Genomic DNA, 17,576 nt, shown 5'->3' on the forward strand with positions numbered 1-17,576 from the left:
GGGCGCAGCTAGTGGCCCTGGGCCAGGGGGGTCAGGGCCGGTTGCTGTGCGGGGAGCCTGGGCGCGTCGCGGCGCTCCAGGCCGAAGCTGGTGAACGCCGTGCGGCGCGGCAGCGGGTAGGGGTCCATTCCGGTGAGCGAGTTGAGGATCGTCGCGCTGCGCCAGGCGGCGAGGCCGAGGTCGGGCGCGCCGACGCCGTGGGTGTGCCGCTCGGCGTTCTGTACGTACACGGATCCGGTGACGGCGGGGTCGAGGACGATACGGAACTGGTCGTCGATCCGGGGCCGGTCGGCCGCGTCGCGGCGGATGTAGGGGTCGAGTCCGGCGAGGAGTCGTCCCAGGGGGCGTTCGCGGTAGCCGGTGGCGAGGATGACGGCGTCGGTGGTGAGGCGGGAGCGGGTGCCTTGCTGGAGGTGTTCGAGGTGGAGTTCGACTTTGGTGGTGCCGACGCGGCCGGCGGTGCGTACGGAGACTCCGGGGGTGAGGACCGCGTCGGGCCAGCCGCCGTGGAGGGTGCGCTGGTACAGCTCGTCGTGGATGGCGGCGATGGTGTCGGCGTCGATGCCTTTGTGCAGCTGCCACTGGCGGGGGCCGAGGTCGTCGCGTACGGACTCGGGGAGGGCGTGGAAGTACCGGCTGTAGTCGGGGGTGAAGTGCTCCAGGCCGAGCTTGGAGTACTCCATGGGGGCGAAGGCTTCGGTCCTGGCGAGCCAGGTGATCTTTTCGCGGCCGGCGGGGCGGGCTCGGAGGAGGTCGAGGAAGACTTCCGCGCCGGACTGTCCTGAGCCGATGACGGTGATGTGTTCGGCGGCCAGGAGCCGTTGGCGGTGGTCGAGGTATGCGGAGGAGTGGATGACGGGGACGGTGGGGGCTTCGGCGAGCGGTTTGAGGGGTTCGGGGATGTATGGGGCGGTGCCGACGCCCAGGGCGACGTTGCGGGTGTAGGCGCGGCCGAGGGCTTCGGCTTCGCCGTCGGCGTCGAGCTGGGTGAAGTCGACTTCGAAGGCCTGGCGTTCGGCGTTCCAGCGGACGGCGTCGACCTGGTGGCCGAAGTGGAGTCCGGGGAGGTTGTCGCTGACCCAGCGGCAGTAGGCGTCGTATTCGGCGCGCTGGATGTGGAAGCGCTCGGCGAAGTAGAAGGGGAAGAGCCGTTCGCGGGTGCGGAGGTAGTTGAGGAAGGACCAGGGGCTGGCGGGGTCGGCGAGGGTGACGAGGTCGGCGAGGAAGGGGACTTGGAGGGTGGCGCCTTCGATGAGGAGGCCGGGGTGCCAGTGGAAGGCGGGGCGTTGTTCGTAGAAGGCGGTGGTGAGGCCGCCGTGTACGCCGTCGGCGAGGGCGGCGAGGGAGAGGTTGAAGGGGCCGATGCCGATGCCGACCAGGTCGTGGGGCTGTTCGGGTTCTTGGGGCTGGGGGGCGGCGGTCATCGGTGGGTGCTGCCTTCCGGGAGTGACAGGGGTGGGAGCAGTGAGAGGAGTGCTGCTAGGTCGTTGGGGGTGGTGTAGGGGTTGAGGATGGTGGCTTTGAGCCAGAGCCGGCCGTCGGCGGGGGCGCGGCCGAGGACGGCGCGGCCTTCGGTGAGGAGGGTGCGGCGGATGGTGGCGATGTGGGTGTCGTCGGCGCCGGTGGGGCGGAAGAGGACGGTGCTGAGGGTGGGCCGGTCGTGAAGTTCGAGGCCGGGGGTGTTTTCGACGAGGTCGGCGAGGTGCTGGGCGGCGGCGCAGGTGCGGTCGACGAGGTCGGCGAGTCCTTGGCGGCCGAGGGCGCGGAGCGTGACGGCGATCTTGAGGATGTCGGGGCGTCGGGTCGTACGCAGGGAGCGGCCGAGGAGGTCGGGGAGGCCGGCTTCGGTGTCGTCGTCGGCGTTGAGGTAGTCGGCCTGGTGGCCGAGGGGGGCCAGGGTGGCGGTGTCGGGGACGGCGAGGAGTCCTGCGGCGACGGGCTGCCAGCCGAGTTTGTGCAGGTCGAGGGTGACGCTGTGGGCGCGGTCGAGGCCGGCGAGGCGGGTTCTGTGTACGTCGCTGAAGAGGAGGGGGCCGCCGTATGCCGCGTCGACGTGCAGTTGGGCGTTGTGGCGTGCGCAGAGGTCGGCGATTTCGGGGAGGGGGTCGATGCTGCCGGTGTCGGTGGTGCCGGCGGTGGCGGCGACGAGGAGGGGCGGGTGGTGGTGCAGGTCGGTGAGGGCTTCGTCGAGTGCGGCGAGGTCGATGACGCCGGCGGGGGCGGGGACGGTCACCGGTTCGGGGAGGCCGAGGAGCCAGGCGGCGCGGGGCAGTGAGTGGTGGGCGTTGGCGCCGTGGACGAGTTGTACGGGGCCGTGACGTTCGCGGGCCAGGAGGAGCGCGAGCTGGTTGGATTCGGTGCCGCCGGTGGTGACGAGGGCGTCGGGTGCGGGGGCGTGGGGGTAGACCTCGGCGGCGATCGTACGGGCGACTTCGGCTTCGAGGGCCGAGGCGGCGGGGGCCTGGTCCCAGGAGTCCATGGACGGGTTGAGCGCGGACGCGGCGAGGTCGGCGGCGACGGCGAGTGCGAGCGGCGGGGTGTGGAGGTGCGCGACGCACAGGGGGTCGGCCGGGTCCGCGGCGCCTTCGGTGAGGGCGCGGACGAGGGTACGGAGTGCTTCTTCGGCACCGGTGCCGGTGGCGGGCAGTACGGGCCGGGTCGCGTCCCGGAGTCGTGCGGTGACGGCGCCGGGGCCGCCGGCGGGGAGGGGTCCGCCTCGGGCGCCGGCGCCTGTGTGGAGGGCGTCGAGGACGGTGTCGATCAGCGGCCGCAGGGCGGCGGACCCGCCTGCGCCGCCGGCGAGGGGCGGGAGGGGGGTGCCGGGGGGCGGCGTACTCATGCGGGGTCCTTCGGGTGCGCTTCGGCTGGCACACCAGCGTGTACAGGCATGAGCCGGTGCGTCCGGACTGCTCAACGATCTCAACCCGAAAGTGGTACTGCCGTGCGGGTGGGGAGAGTTGTATCCGGCGGAGCTGATATGGGGGGCGTCCGGGGGTGGCGGTGGCCGCAGCCACGCCCGGCCGGGGCCCCTCGGTCAGGCTCCGACGTAGGCCGCGAGGTGCTCGCCGGTGAGGGTGGAGCGGGCGGCGACGAGGTCGGCGGGGGTGCCCTCGAAGACGATCCGCCCGCCGTCGTGGCCGGCGCCGGGGCCGAGGTCGATGATCCAGTCGGCGTGTGCCATGACCGCCTGGTGGTGCTCGATGACAATGACCGACTTGCCGGAGTCGACGAGCCGGTCGAGCAGGCCGAGGAGTTGCTCGACGTCGGCGAGGTGGAGTCCGCTGGTCGGCTCGTCGAGGACGTACACGCCGCCCTTCTGGGCCATGTGGGTGGCCAGCTTGAGCCGCTGCCGCTCGCCGCCGGACAGCGTGGTGAGCGGCTGGCCGAGGGTGAGGTAGCCGAGCCCGACGTCGGCGAGCCGGTTGAGTACGGCGTGCGCGGCCGGTGTGCGGGCCTCGCCGGCGCCGAAGAACTCCTCGGCCTCGGTCACCGACATCGCGAGCACCTCGCTGATGTCGCGGCCGCCGAGGTGGTGGTCGAGGACCGATGCCTCGAATCGTTTCCCCTCGCAGTCCTCGCAGGTGGTGGCGACACCGGCCATCATCGCCAGGTCGGTGTAGATGACGCCGATGCCGTTGCAGGTGGGGCAGGCGCCCTCGGAGTTGGCGCTGAACAGCGCCGGCTTCACGCCGTTGGCCTTCGCGAACGCCTTGCGGATCGGGTCGAGCAGTCCGGTGTACGTCGCCGGGTTGCTCCGCCGGGAGCCCTTGATCGCTCCCCGGTCGACCGAGACGACGTCCGCGGAGGCGGGGACGGAGCCGTGGATCAGCGAGCTCTTGCCGGAGCCGGCGACGCCGGTGACCACGCAGAGCACCCCGAGCGGGATGTCGACGTCCACGTCGCGCAGGTTGTTCGTCGTCGCGCCGCGGATCTCCAGCGTGCCGGTGGGTGTCCGCACCGTCTTCTTGAGGGCGGCCCGGTCGTCGAAATGGCGGCCGGTGATGGTGCCGCCGGCCCGCAGTCCCTCGACGGTGCCCTCGAAGCAGACGGTGCCGCCTCCCGTACCGGCGCCGGGGCCGAGGTCGACGACGTGGTCCGCGATCGTGATCGTCTCCGGCTTGTGCTCCACGACGAGCACGGTGTTGCCCTTGTCGCGCAGTCGCAGCAGGAGGTCGTTCATCCGCTGGATGTCGTGGGGGTGCAGGCCGATCGTCGGCTCGTCGAAGACGTATGTGACATCGGTGAGCGAAGAGCCGAGGTGGCGGATCATCTTGACGCGCTGCGCCTCGCCGCCCGACAGCGTGCCCGACGACCGGTCGAGCGAGAGGTAGCCCAGCCCGATCTCCACGAACGAGTCGAGGGTCTGCCGGAGCGCGGTGAGCAGTGGCGCCACCGACGGTTCGTCGAGGCCGCGGACCCATGCGGCCAGGTCGCGGATCTCCATCGCGCACGCGTCGGCGATGCTGATCCCCTTGATCTTCGACGACCGGGCCCCTTCGCTGAGCCGGGTTCCGTCGCACTCCGGGCAGGTGGTGAAGGTGACCGCCCGCTCGACGAATGCCCGGATGTGCGGCTGCATCGCCTCCTTGTCCTTGGACAGGAACGACTTCTGGATCTTGGGGATGAGTCCCTCGTAGGTGAGGTTCACGCCCTCGACCTTCACCTTGGTCGGCTCCCGGTGGAGGAGGTCGTGCAACTCCTTCTTGGTGTACTCGCGGATCGGCTTGTTCGGGTCGAGGAGGCCCGACTCGGCGTAGACCCGCACGGTCCAGAAGCTGTCCGACTTCCAGCCGGGGATGGTGAACGCGCCCTCGGCGATCGATTTGGAGTCGTCGTAGAGCTGGGTGAGGTCGATGTCGGTAACCGTGCCCCGGCCTTCGCAACGCGGGCACATGCCGCCGGTGCGGGAGAAGGTCGCCTTCACCGCCTTCTTGGCACCGCGCTCGACTGTGATCGCACCGCTCGCCCGGACCGAGGGGACGTTGAAGGCGTACGCGCTGGGCGGGCCGATGTGCGGTGTCCCGAGCCGGCTGAAGAGGATGCGCAGCATCGCGTTGGCGTCGGTGGCGGTGCCGACGGTGGAGCGGGGGTCGGCGCCCATCCGTTCCTGGTCGACGATGATCGCGGTGGTCAGTCCGTCGAGTACGTCGACGTCGGGCCGGGCCAGCGTCGGCATGAAGCCCTGAACGAAGGCGCTGTAGGTCTCGTTGATCAGCCGCTGCGACTCGGCGGCGATCGTGCCGAACACCAGAGAGCTCTTGCCCGAGCCGGAGACGCCGGTGAACACCGTCAGCCGGCGCTTCGGGATCTCGACGCTGACGTCCTTGAGGTTGTTCACGCGCGCGCCGTGCACGCGGATCAGATCGTGACTGTCGGCAGCGGGCGGCGCGGGCGACTGCGTGTCCGTCCTCGTGGCCGTGCTCATCGTGTCTCCATCTGTTGGGTGGGCCGCCAACCTACGCCGACGGCGTCGAGGTCGACGAGCTTGCGGCGCGCATCGGGAGGCGGCCGAATCGCCCGGTCTCGTACGGGAGTTGTACCGCGAGAGAAGTACCGTGACCGGCCGGCGTCGGGCTCACTTGCCGGGGCGCTGGGCGAAGCGCAGCATGTTGCCCGCGGGATCGCGGAAGGCGCAGTCGCGAACTCCGTAGGGCTGGTCGACCGGCTCCTGCAGCACGTCGGCGCCCGAGGCCCAGACGCGCTCGAAGGTGGCGTCGACGTCGTCGGACGAGAAGATCACGCCGCGCAGCATGCCCTTGGCCAGCAGTTCCGTCATGGCCTGTTTGTCGGCCGGCGAGGCGTTCGGGTCCGCGAGGGGCGGTTCCAGCACGATCTCCACGTCGGGCTGCGACGGCGAGCCGACCGTCACCCAGCGCATCCCCTCGAACACGACGTCGTTGCGCACCTCGAGTCCGAGCACGTCCCGGTAGAAGGCGAGCGCCTTGTCGTGGTCGTCGACGGCGATGAAGCACTGTGAAAGTCTGATGTCCATGCAGCCCACGCTACGGGCGAGCCGCGTGATTCGCTTCTCCGTTCCTGACCGGTTCCGCGTTCCTGACCGGTCGCGTGAGAATCTTGGCGACGCAGGCCGGGACGGCCGCGCCCTCCTCGTGCCGACGCGCCCGGTAGGCGCTCGGGCTTTCGCCCACCAGCTCGGTGAACCGCGAGCTGAACGACCCCAGCGACGTACATCCGACGGCGAAGCAGACCTCGGTCACCGACAGGTCGCCGCGCCGCAGCAGGGCCTTGGCCCGCTCGATCCTGCGGGTCATGAGGTAGCTGTACGGGGTCTCCCCGAAGGCGGCGCGGAAGCTGCGGGAGAAGTGGCCGGCCGACATGTGGGCCGTGCGTGCCAGCGCGGGTACATCGAGTGGCTCGGCGTAGTCGCGGTCCATCAGGTCGCGGGCCCGGCGGAGCCGAACGAGGTCCGGTAGCGTCACCGGACCAGCATAGGCCGCCACGCCCTCACACGCCGGTCGGGCTGGATATTGCCGCGTGCGGCGACTTCAGCCCGCCCGGCGTGTGAGGAGCGGGGGCAGGGACGGCGCGTCGGCTGCCGAGCACCCCCGGGAGTCTCAGTTCCCCCGTACCGCGATGGCTCGGCGCAGGTCGTCGAGCTGGTCTGCGAGTTTGCGGCGCAGGGCCGGGATCATTTCGGCGTCGCGCAGGAAGTCCTCGCCCAGGCGCAGGGAGTCGGCGTCGACGGCGAAGTGGGGGAAGGCGTAGCGTCCCGCAGCTTCGGCGATGGCGGGGCCGCGGCGGTCGGCGACGGCCTTGGCGTCGCGGTAGTAGCGGGGGACGTAGCCGTGTACGAGAGCTGTCTGTTCGGGCTGCCAGAACCCCTGGGCGGTGGCGCTGAAGAGGTAGTTGGAGAGCGTGTCGTCCTCGAACATGCGGGTCCAGGCCGCGGCCTTGGCCTCCGGTGTGGGCAGCGCGGCGCGGCAGCGGGCGGCGCCTTCCTGCCCGGTGGCACTGGGGTCGCGGTCGAGCTCCGCGGAGATGGCGGCTTCGTCGGTGGCGCCGAGTACGGCGAGGCGGCGCAGGATGCGCCAGCGCAGTTCGGGGTCGAGTTCGGGGCCGCCGGGGACGCTGCCGGAGTGGAGCCAGTCCTGGATACCGTCGGGCTGGGTGGCGGCGTCGATGAAGTGGCGTACGGCGGTGAGGCGCAGGCCGGCGCCGTTGCCGTCCTCGGTGCGGCGGAGGAGGTCTCGGCAGATGGTGGTGAGGGTGGCGAGGGCGGCGGGGCGTTCGGACAGGGGGAGGTAGCGGTCCGTGATCTGGGTGTGGGCGAAGGTGAGTACGCCCTGGACGATCGCGAGGTCGGTTTCTTCGGGGAGGTGGGTGCGGGCGGTGTCCAGGTAGGCGGCGGGTTCGAGCTCGCCGTCGCGCACCATGTCGCGCAGGGAGTTCCACAGGACGGCGCGGGTGAGCGGGTCGGGGACGGCGGAGAGGTTGCGCAGGGCCGGTTCTTCGGACTGTGCGTCGAGGCGGATCTTGGCGTACGTCAGATCGCCGTCGTTGAGGACGACGAGCGCGGGGCGGCGGCCGGGGCGTACTGTCACGGACTCGTTCTGCGGTACGTCGACTTCGAACCGTTCGCGCAGGACCAGGCTGCGGCCGTCGATGGGGTCGTGGTCGTACGCGCCGACTGCGATGCGGTGGGGGCGGCTGCCCTGCTGGTCGACGGTGACGTGCCACATGCCGTCCGTCTCCCCGATGGCGGGGGTGAGGGTGTCGACGCCGGTCGTACGGAGCCACTGGCGGGCCCAGGCGTGGACGTCGCGGTCGGTGGCGGAGGCGAGGTTGTCGATGAAGTCGGCGAGGGTGGCGTTGGCGAACTTGTGGCGGGCGAAGTGGGTGTTGATGCCGGCCAGGAAGTCCTTCTCGCCGAGCCAGGTGACGAGTTGGCGCAGGGCGGAGGCGCCCTTGGCGTAGGAGATGCCGTCGAAGTTGAGCATGGCGGACGCGGTGTCGGGGACGGCGTCGGGGTCGGGGGCGACGGGGTGGGTGGAGGGGCGTTGGTCGGCGTCGTATCCCCAGCCCTTGCGGGCGACGGCGAAGTCGGTCCAGGTGTCGGTGAAGCGGGTGGCTTCGGTGAGGGTCTGGTAGCCCATGTATTCGGCGAAGGACTCGTTGAGCCAGATGTCGTCCCACCACTGGAGGGTGACTAGGTCGCCGAACCACATGTGTGCCATTTCGTGAGCGATGACCATGGCGCGGGTCTGGCGTTCGGTGTCGGTGACGGCGGAGCGGTAGATGAACTCGTCGCGGAAGGTGACGAGGCCGGGGTTTTCCATGGCGCCGGCGTTGAATTCGGGGACGAACGCCTGGTCGTAGGAGTCGAAGGGGTAGGGCTCTTCGAACTTCTCGTGGTAGCGGTCGTAGCAGGCGCGGGTGATGTCGAGGATCTCGTCGGCGTCGGTGGTGAGGTACGGCGCGAGGGAGCGGCGGCAGTGGAGGCCGAAGGGCAGGCCGGCGTGTTCGGTGCGTACGGAGTGCCAGGGGCCCGCGGCGACGGCGACGAGGTAGGTGGAGATGAGGGGCGTGGGGGCGAGTGTCCAGCGGCCGGCGCCGGCGTGCTCGGCGATGGCGTTGCCGAGGACGGTCCAGTCCTCGGGGGCGGTGACGGTGAGGGCGAAGACGGCTTTGAGGTCGGGCTGGTCGAAGGCGGCGAAGACGCGCTGGACGTCTTCCAGGAAGAGCTGGGTGTAGACGTACGTTTCGCCGTCGGTGGGGTCGGTGAAGCGGTGCATGCCTTCGCCGGTGCGGGAGTAGCGCATGGCGGCGTCGATGCGCAGTTCGTGTTCGCCGGGGGTGAGGCCGGTGAGGGGGAGGCGGTTGCCGGCCAGCGTTTCGGGGTCCAGTGGCTGTCCGTCGAGGGTGACGGTGCGCAGGGTGGCGGGCTTGAGCTCGACGAAGGTGTCCCCGGCCGTGCGTGCGGTGAAGTGGATGAGGGTACGGGAGTCGAAGATCTCTTCGCCGCGGGTCAGATCGAGGTCGACCGTGTACCGGTGGACGTCGAGGAGCTGGGATCGGGTCTGCGCTTCGTCGCGCGTCAGTACGGACATGGGGACATGCTGCCTGATGGCGTGCGGGTGGCACAGCGGTTTCGGTTGCCCTACGGACCCCTACGGGGGCTGCCCTCAGCTGCCCCTTGGCTGACCCTTGGCTGACCTTGGTCGCCCTTAAGACTTCGCGATCGTTTCGTGGTGGCGGATGACCTCCGCGATGATGAAATTGAGCAGTTTCTCGGCGAAGGCCGGGTCCAGTTTGGCGCTTTCCGCGAGTTCGCGAAGGCGGACGATCTGGCGGGCCTCGCGGGCCGGGTCGGCGGGGGGCAGCTGGTGCCGCGCCTTGAGGAGGCCGACCTGCTGGGTGCATTTGAAGCGCTCGGCGAGCATGTGGACGACGGCGGCGTCGATGTTGTCGATGCTGTCGCGCAGCCGGCTCAGTTCGGCGATGACTGACTCGTCGATTTCGCTGGATTCGCTGGAGGTCATGGTCAGCGAGCTTACGTGGGTCGGGTCGCGATGGTCGGTGGGTGTTCGGGATCTGGGATCTGGTGGCTCCAGCCGCCGTGGACGGCCCGGCCCTGCTGCTCCCGGAAGCGGACGGGCGCCGTGCCGACGCGGCGCGTGAAGAGGCGGGAGAAGTAGGCGGGGTCGTCGTAGCCGACGCGGCGGGCTACGGCGGCGACGGGCAGTTCGGTGGCGGCGAGGAGCTCCTTGGCGCGGCCGAGGCGGATGCCGAGGAGGTAGTCCTTGGGGCTGCATCCCGCGCCGCGGCGTACGGCGGTGCGCAGCTCGGCCGGGGTCATGCCGTGGCGGGAGGCGTGTTCGGCGACGGTCAGGGGCTGGAATGCGTCGCGGGCGAGGGCCTGGAGTACGGGGTCTCCGTCGGCTCCGACGTCGGCGCGGGCGCGGCGCAGTGCGACGAGTAGTTCGTGTACGGCGGCGCCGGTCTCGACTTCGAGGAGGGGGTTTCCGCGGCGTGCGGCGCGGGCGATGCGGCCGACGGCGGCGCGGGCGGCCGCGGTGTCGGCGAGGGGGACGACGGGGCGGTCGGGCTCGATGTAGCCGAGTTCTGTGTAGGTGGTGGTGGCCGGTCCGGTGAAGTCCACGAAGCTCTCGTCCCAGCCTGCGGCGGGGTCTGGTCCGTAATGGTGGGGTATGCCGGGTATGAGCCAGAGCAGGGCGGGGCCGGTGACGGTGACGCGCCGCCCGTCGGGGCCGCGGTACCAGCCGCTGCCCGCGCTGATGACGACGGCGACGTGGTGGTCGAGAGTGCGGGGGCCGACGGTGGGGAGTGCGCCGTGCTGGAGGCCGACTCCTAGGCAGACCAGGCCGAGTTTGTGGTGGGTGGGGCTGGGGGTGAAATAGCGCATCCAGGTGTGGTACATCCGCTTTGTTCCTCCCCGCCCGCACCAGTGCGTTCCGTTGTGTCCAAACAGTGCTGATCTTTGTCCATGGACCGCTCCGCCGCCAGAGGGTGAGGTTAAGGCGCTGATAGTGGAGCGAGAGGCGGGGACCGTGGCTGATTTCACGGTGGGTGAGCGGGATTTCGAGCTGGACGGGCGGCCGGTGCGGCTGCTGTCGGGGGCTTTGCACTATTTCCGGGTGCATGAGGGGCAGTGGGGGCACCGGCTCGCGATGCTGCGTGCCATGGGGCTGAACTGCGTGGAGACGTATGTCCCGTGGAATCTGCACGCGCCTGAGCCCGGGCGGCTGCGTGACGCGGGGGCGCTGGGCCGGTTCCTGGACGCGGCGCGCGAGGCGGGGCTGTGGGCGATCGTACGTCCGGGGCCGTACATCTGTGCCGAGTGGGAGAACGGTGGGCTGCCGCACTGGCTGACGGGGGCCCTCGGATCGCGCGTGCGCACGCGCGACGCGGAGTATCTGGGGCATGTGGAGCGGTGGTTCGGGCAGCTGCTGCCGCAGGTGGTGGCGCGGCAGATCGACCGGGGCGGCCCGGTGATCATGGTGCAGGTCGAGAACGAGTACGGCAGTTACGGGTCGGACCAGGTGTACCTGCGGCATCTGGCGGGGTTCCTGCGGGAGTGCGGTGTGACGGTGCCGCTGTTCACTTCCGACGGGCCCGAGGACCACATGCTGACGGGCGGTTCGGTGCCGGGGGTGCTGGCGACGGCGAACTTCGGGTCGGGGGCACGTGAGGGTTTCGAGACGCTGCGGCGGCATCAGCCTTCGGGTCCTTTGATGTGCATGGAGTTCTGGTGCGGGTGGTTCGATCACTGGGGTGCGGAGCATGTCGTACGGGATCCCGCGGACGCGGCGGCGGCGCTGAACGAGATTCTTGAGTGTGGTGCGTCGGTCAATGTCTATATGGCGCACGGGGGCACGAATTTCGCGGGCTGGTCGGGTGCGAACCGTTCCGGTGCGCTGCACGAGGGGGAGCTGCAGCCGACCGTGACGTCGTACGACTATGACGCGCCCATCGACGAGTACGGCCGCCCCACGGAGAAGTTCTGGCTGTTCCGGGACGTCCTGGCGCTCTACCAGGAGGGGGCGGCCCCGCTGCCTGACGTGCCGGCCGCGCCGGCCGTGCTGGGTGAGCCGGTGCCGGCGGAGCTGACGGGGTGGGCGCCGCTCGGTGACGTACTGGAGGTGCTCGGGGGCGCGGAGACCGAGTGTGCGATGCCGCCGACGTTCGAGGAGCTGGGTGTGGACCGGGGGCTGGTCCGCTACCGGGTGGATGTGCCGGGGCCGCGCCGGGCGTATCCGCTGGGGGTTACGGGGCTGCGGGACCGGGCTGTGGTGTACGTCGACGGGGTGCGGGCGGGGGTCCTGGACGGTGGGGCGGGTGAGGCCACCGGATACACGGCGCTGGACGAGCCGGTGGCGGGGCCCGCTTCGGTGGAGCTGTGGGTGGAGTCGCTGGGGAGGGTCAATTACGGGCCCCGTTTCGCCGAGTCGAAGGGCGTCACGGGCGGCGTACTGCATGAGCGGCAGTATCTGCACGGTGTACGGGCGCGGGGGCTGTCCCTGGACGCGTTCGAGGACGCGGACGCGCTCGGGAAGGTTCCGTACCGTTCCCCGGAAGCGAGGGCGGGCGTGTCGGGGCTGTTCCGGGGAACGTTCGAAGTCCGGGGTGCGGGCGACGCGTCGCTGCGGCTGCCCGGCTGGGAACGGGGCTTCGTGTGGGTGAACGGCTTCTGCCTGGGCCGGTACTGGGCGGCGGGCCCCCAGGAGGCTCTGTACGTTCCCGGGCCCGTTCTGCGGGAGGGTGCGAACGAGGTGTGGGTACTGGAGCTGGAGAGCGCCGGTGAGCGCTCTCCGGAGTTCGGCTGACAGAGGCTGCACGCCGTGAGGGCCGGTCCGTGGGTTGTAAGGACCGGCCCTCCGGGGCGTTACCCCTTACATTTCGCGTTGAATTTCGCGCACCTCGAAGGCGTCCAGGACGAACTCCGCCGTCCCGTCGTCACCGGTCTTGCGCAGGCCGACCCACGTTTCCCCCTTGGCCGGCGCCGTGAACTCATAGCTCAGCACGGTCGGGTCGGTGGCGACGGGCAGTGCCTTGCGGTCCAGTTCGCGGGTGGCGGGTTCGTCGACACCCGTGATCCACGCGTACTGCCCGGCCTTCTCGTTCTCGTAGCGGAAGGAGACCCGGTAGCGCTTGCCCGCCTCGAAGCGGACGGTGTGCTGCACGGTCCGGTAGACCAGACTGTCGTTCTCACCACGCGACTTGAGCGACTCGGAGCCGTCGATGACGTCGTCGATCACCTTGCCGTTCCAGCCTCGCTGCGTGAACGGGGCGTGCCGCTGCGCGATGTGGGTGCGTGGGTCGGTGGAGCCGCCCGCGTCGCCCTTGACGAAAACGCCCCACCCTTGCGGCACGTTCTCGAAGTCCTCGAAGGCGACCGCCGCGGGCCTCGTGCTTCGCTTCGCGGGAACGATCCGTACGTTGTCGAAGCGCACCCGTGCGTTGCCCGCGTCGGCCCGCAGGGTGAGGTCCACTCGGCCCCCGCCGTCCGGCACGGTGAAGTACGTGAACATCCGCTGGAACCGGGTGTCGTGCTTGCGGTCGGCGGCGACGAGGTTGACGGCCGTGGAGGTGTCGGTCCAGTTCTCGGCGGTGGTCCCGTCGGCGGTCCGTACGGTGAGCGCCGCGCGCCGCCGCTCCCCCGCGTTCGCTCCGACCTCGACCTGTACGGACGCGGCGTACGTTCCGGGTGCCAGGCGCGCGAGCCGCTGACCGACGGCCGCGGCCCCGCCCGCGCCGATGACCAGTTCGTAGTCTCCGATGGCGCTCAGCTCGACAGAGGCCGGCCCACTGACGGTCCACCCCTTCAGTGAACCGGAGTTGAAGCCCGGGTCGTGCAGCGGTGTTGCCTGCCCCCAGTGCGGGTCGGCGGTCGCCGGCACCCGGGTGCGGTAGACGACGTACGGCTGCCTCGCCTCGGCGTCGATGGTGACCTTGCCGGAGCGTACGGGGGCGTCGCGGACGTGCTCGCGTCCCTGGTCGGTGAGCTTGTAGAGCGCCACCTTCGACGCTCCCGCCCAGCCGCGCGGGAGCTGCCAGGTGCTGCTGCCGCCCGCCGGGTTGTAGTGGTAGAGCTTGTGGGGGTCGGTGGCCTCGCGCGGCTCCCAGGGCAGCAGGTAGCGGCCCGCCTCGTACACAGCCCGCCCGTCGGTGGTGATGCGGCGCGTGCCGCCGGCGTCGCTCACGGACGTCCTGGTGGGGCCGAAGAAGGTGATCTCGTGTGCGCCCCAGCTCTTGACCGGGTACGCCTGGAGGTACTTGGCGGGCAGGCTGTCGGTCCAGATCAGCTGGTAGAAGGTGTTCCAGTCGCTCTTGTTGACCCAGCCCTCGAAGTTCCCGGTGCGCGGGATGCCGAGGAGTGTCGGCCACTTGTCGGCGAAGACGTCCTTCTGGTGGTTGCGGATGAAGCGGATCAGCTGGGAGTTGATGCCGCGCGACGTGTCGCCGCCGTAGTCGACTTCGGTGGCCCAGTGCGACCACAGGGCCGAGCGCTCCAGGCCGTGGCCCCATTCGGTGGTGATCTGCCAGCCCTGTTCGCGCAGGGCCCGCTGCAAGCGGTCCGAGGTCCAGCCGGATTCGCGGAAGACGTCGATGTAGAGCATGTTCAGGGCGGGGTCGGTCTCGTCCCGCAGGTCCTTGAAGCGCTTGATGATGTCGCCGGACACCAGATCGCGCCGCTGGTCGATGCGGTAGCTCTGGTCGAGCCAGTCCCACTGTTCGTTGGTCTTGTCGACGAGCGTTTCGGAGAACGCGTTCGCGACGGGGTACGACTCGGTGGCGTTCACGTGAACGCCGAAATCACTTCCCCACTCGCGTCCTTCACGCACGAGGGTGTTGAGGTCGCCGAGTCCGCCGGCGCGCTTGTTGTGGTTGCCCGCGTAGTCGGGGTGGGCGGAGTCGTGGCCCTCCGACTGGTAGCCCTTGAGGAGCGTGTACTGGCGCAGGCCGTCCGTCGCGAGGGAGACGCGTTTGACGTTGTCGAGCGTCGCGAGGAACGGGTTGGTGGCCTGGCTGGCGAAGTTGAACGGGATGTGCGGGACGACGCGCAGGTGCTGCTCGTCCGCGCCCAGCGGCGTCACCATGATGTCGCGGAAGGCGATGGCGGCGTCCTGCCAGTCCACGACGCCGTCACCGTTGCGGTCACCGGTGATGATTACGGTGGCGTACGGGAGCGGCTCGGTGGCGTTCACGGGAGCGGTCGCCGCGCGGTGCGTCCACTGTCCGCAGGACAGCCGCACCTCGACGTAACCGTCCTTCTTGAGCGTCTGCCGCCACAGCCGCCCGTTCTCCCAGGTGGTCCCTGCCGCACTGGTGGGCTTGTCGTACGACGTGTTGGTCTCGACGGCGCCGCCGAGCCGGTCGTGTGCGACGACGGCGTACGCGCAGCCGAGCGGCGCGGCGTCGGGGACGGTGTCCGGCGCGGGCCGTACCAGGGTGTCGCCGCTCTTGGCCTTGTCGAGCTGGATACGGGCGGCCAGCAGCGCGGCGCCGGGCTGGTCGCTGCGTACCGACAAAAACGCGAGCGAGGGGATCTGGAGGGTGCCGACGCGCAGTGCGGCGGTGTCGGCGATTCTCGTGACACGCCAGTCGACCTGCCGGCCGCTGACCCGGATCTCCACGTCGATCTCGGTTCCGCCGTCGAAGGCCAGGGTGTACGCCGCGACATCGCGGCCCGCGCGGGCGGTCACCTCGGGCGTATGGGCGGTTCCGTCGATCAGCACGGAGGTGACCGGCTCTGCCTGCCCGTGCAGCGTGGCGCCGGTCGCCCGGTCGGTGTACGTCGCGATGCGCGGGAAGCCGGGGTCGACGCGCACCTCCAGTTCGCGGGAGCGCAGCACGGTCGCGCCGTCGGCCGCGAGGGCGGTGGCGGAGGGTCCGGCGAGGGCCAGGCCGGCGCCCGCCAGTGCGGTGGCGGCGGTGGCGGCGGTGGCGGCCACCACGGTCCTGCGGCTCGGTCCGGGGTCAGTTGTGTGCACGCTCGCTCTCCTGTCGCTCGACGGCATGGTGTGCACGCCAACATGCGCCGCGAGGGGCGAGTGTGCCTATGGACAAAGGAGGGGCGGGTGTTGGACTAACGCGTCCAGCACCCGCCCCGGCAGGCCGGGTCAGAGACCCGCGGCAGCCGACTTGATGGCGGCGGCGAAGGTGGACACCTCGGTGTACACGCCGGGGTAGTTGGGACGTGCGCAGCCATTGCCCCAGCTGACTATCCCGACCTGTATCCAGGCGTTGTTGTTGTCCTTGCGGAACATCGGGCCGCCCGAGTCGCCCTGGCAGGTGTCGACACCGCCCTGGGTGTAGCCGGCGCAGATTTCCTCGCCCGCCACCAGGTCGGAGTACGAGCGCTTGCAGGTGGCGTCGGAGACGAACGGGACCTGGGCCTTGAGGAGGTAGCGCTGCTGGCCGCCGCCCTCGGTGGCCGCGCCCCAGCCGGCGACGGTGAAGGTGCCGCTGTTGAACGCCGTCGTGTCGGCGATCTTCAGGGTGGGCAGTTCGATCGGCCTGGCGAGCTTGATCAGCGCCCAGTCCTTGCCCGTGCCGTTGTAGCCGGGCGCCTGGAGGACCTTGGTGGACTTGACCTTGATGGCGCCGGCGCTCTGCAGGTCGACGACACCGGCGGTGGCGGTGATGCTGGTGTTGTTGCCGGATCCGTTCACGCAGTGGGCCGCGGTCAGGACGATGTCCTTGGCGTAGAGCGAGCCGCCGCAGCCCATCGAGAGCCGGACCATGAACGGGAACTCGCCCTGGACGGCGCGGGTTCCGCCAACGACGGGGGGCGTCGCCGCGGAGGCCGCGGACGCACTGGCGGGCTGGAGGCTGACCGCGGCGAGGATCACTGCGCCGGCGGCGGCACATCTCTTGAAGGCGCGCAGAAGCTTCTTCAACGAACTGCCTCTCGTGGGAAACGTGGGGGGTCGCTGTGCACACGCACGACGGACCGCACGCACACCACCCAAAAAGATGGCATGCGCCCGTCAAGGTGCTGTTGGATTATGTGGAGCTGTCCACCCGGCCGACAAGGGAGGCATTCCAGCCACACCCCGCACACCCGCCACGAGCGCTCCCCGGCGAGCCCACGCCGGGCCGCCTGATCCGCCTACAGTGGAGACCTGTTCACCGTCGGTGGAGACGCGTGGGGGTGAGTGCGGACATGACCAGCGGGAGCGAGGTCGTACACGGCTATCCGCATCTGACCACCGTGCGGTCCGCCCTTGCCGCGCTCCACAAGCGGCTCTCGTACGACGGTGTGCACACCTACGCCCCGAGCGTTTTTCCCGCCGACGTGACCTTCTCCGACCAGGACGATCTCCACCTCGGCACCCAGCGCGTGGCCCGCGCCCTTGTCCAGCACCTGCATCTGCCGGACGCCCGCATGATCGTGAGCTTCCGCGAGATGGAGCACGCCGCGAGTGTGGAGCTGGCGGCCGGGCCGGAGTACTTCATCGAACTCAATGGCCGCTTCAGGACCCACCGCAACGACATCGGGGCCGCCCTCGCGCACGAGATCACGCACATCCTGCTGCACCGGCTCGGTCTCGCCTTCGCCGGCACCCGCGACAACGAGATCCTCACGGACACCGTGACGACGTATCTCGGGGCGGGCTGGCTGCTGCTCGACGCGTTCCGCGAGGACGGCGCGTCCAGCCAGAAGCTCGGCTATCTCACGCCGGAGGAGTTCGGGTACGTCCTGGCGAAGCGGGCGATCGCCTTCGGCGAGGACCCCGCCCCCTGGTTCACCAGCGCGCAGGCCTACACGGCGTACACCAAGGGGCTCGCACAGGCCCGCCGCGACGAACAGCAGCCGCCGCTGACGGCCGCGGGCTGGGCGGGGCGGCGACGGTACGCCAAGGAGCGGCGGTACGCCCGGGAGAACGGCAGCCGTACGGAGCACGGTTCCTCGTCCGGTTCCTCGTCGTACGCCTTCGAGGGAGGCGGGCGCGACACCCTGCGCGTGTCGTTCCCGTGTCCCACATGCCAGCAGCGGATCCGCGTTCCCGTGCGTGGCCGTGTACGGGCACGCTGCGCGCTCTGCCGCACGATTCTCGAATGCGACACGTGAACACCCACACGTAGGGTCG

12 protein-coding genes are annotated in these 17,576 nt (G+C 70.3%); 2 read left to right on the forward strand and 10 right to left on the reverse strand.

The window, feature by feature from the left end:
* Positions 1-8: 8 nt before the first annotated feature.
* The 8 genes from J7E96_RS00125 to J7E96_RS00160 all read right to left on the reverse strand — a co-directional run bounded on the left by J7E96_RS00125 (position 9) and on the right by J7E96_RS00160 (position 10,399).
* Positions 9-1,424 (reverse strand): lysine N(6)-hydroxylase/L-ornithine N(5)-oxygenase family protein, encoded by a 1,416-nt coding sequence (locus tag J7E96_RS00125; protein WP_215126106.1) that lies wholly within the window; start codon positions 1,422-1,424, stop codon positions 9-11.
* Positions 1,421-2,839, reverse strand: coding sequence for an aminotransferase class V-fold PLP-dependent enzyme (locus tag J7E96_RS00130; protein WP_215126108.1), 1,419 nt, complete (start codon positions 2,837-2,839; stop codon positions 1,421-1,423). The genes J7E96_RS00125 and J7E96_RS00130 overlap by 4 nt, the downstream gene beginning before the upstream one ends.
* A gap of 195 nt (positions 2,840-3,034) precedes the next feature.
* Positions 3,035-5,425 carry an excinuclease ABC subunit UvrA gene (locus J7E96_RS00135; RefSeq protein WP_215126110.1) on the reverse strand — a complete coding sequence of 797 codons (2,391 nt, stop codon included), beginning with the start codon at positions 5,423-5,425 and terminating at the stop codon, positions 3,035-3,037.
* Positions 5,426-5,575: 150 nt separating this feature from the next.
* Entirely contained in the window at positions 5,576-5,992 is a 417-nt protein-coding gene (locus tag J7E96_RS00140; RefSeq protein WP_215126111.1) for a VOC family protein, read from the reverse strand.
* Between the two features lie 10 nt (positions 5,993-6,002).
* Entirely contained in the window at positions 6,003-6,440 is a 438-nt protein-coding gene (locus J7E96_RS00145; RefSeq protein ID WP_215126113.1) for a helix-turn-helix domain-containing protein, read from the reverse strand.
* Between the two features lie 135 nt (positions 6,441-6,575).
* On the reverse strand, positions 6,576-9,068 hold the full coding sequence (gene pepN, locus J7E96_RS00150; RefSeq protein ID WP_215126115.1) for an aminopeptidase N: 2,493 nt from the start codon (positions 9,066-9,068) through the stop codon (positions 6,576-6,578).
* Between the two features lie 117 nt (positions 9,069-9,185).
* Positions 9,186-9,500, reverse strand: a complete 315-nt coding sequence (locus J7E96_RS00155) for a chorismate mutase (RefSeq protein WP_215126117.1) — start codon at positions 9,498-9,500, stop codon at positions 9,186-9,188.
* Positions 9,501-9,511: 11 nt separating this feature from the next.
* A complete protein-coding gene (locus tag J7E96_RS00160) occupies positions 9,512-10,399 on the reverse strand; it encodes an AraC family transcriptional regulator (RefSeq protein ID WP_215126118.1) in 888 nt (295 codons plus the stop codon).
* Between the two features lie 130 nt (positions 10,400-10,529).
* Between J7E96_RS00160 and J7E96_RS00165 the strand changes: the two genes are divergently transcribed.
* On the forward strand, positions 10,530-12,305 hold the full coding sequence (locus tag J7E96_RS00165; RefSeq protein ID WP_215126120.1) for a beta-galactosidase family protein: 1,776 nt from the start codon (positions 10,530-10,532) through the stop codon (positions 12,303-12,305).
* A 66-nt stretch (positions 12,306-12,371) separates the two neighbouring features.
* Here the strand turns inward: J7E96_RS00165 and J7E96_RS00170 are convergent, their stop codons facing one another.
* Both J7E96_RS00170 and J7E96_RS00175 read right to left on the reverse strand, forming a co-directional pair.
* Positions 12,372-15,500, reverse strand: a complete 3,129-nt coding sequence (locus J7E96_RS00170) for an endo-alpha-N-acetylgalactosaminidase family protein (RefSeq protein WP_215126123.1) — start codon at positions 15,498-15,500, stop codon at positions 12,372-12,374.
* A gap of 102 nt (positions 15,501-15,602) precedes the next feature.
* Positions 15,603-16,382, reverse strand: a complete 780-nt coding sequence (locus tag J7E96_RS00175; protein WP_215126125.1) for a trypsin-like serine protease — start codon at positions 16,380-16,382, stop codon at positions 15,603-15,605.
* A gap of 266 nt (positions 16,383-16,648) precedes the next feature.
* Between J7E96_RS00175 and J7E96_RS00180 the strand changes: the two genes are divergently transcribed.
* The gene (locus J7E96_RS00180) at positions 16,649-17,557 is read left to right on the forward strand and encodes a hypothetical protein (RefSeq protein ID WP_215126126.1); all 909 of its coding nucleotides are present in this window, start codon (positions 16,649-16,651) and stop codon (positions 17,555-17,557) included.
* Positions 17,558-17,576 lie beyond the last annotated feature (19 nt).

Origin of the sequence: Streptomyces sp. ISL-96, from assembly GCF_018614035.1 — a bacterium.
GTDB lineage: Bacteria > Actinomycetota > Actinomycetes > Streptomycetales > Streptomycetaceae > Streptomyces.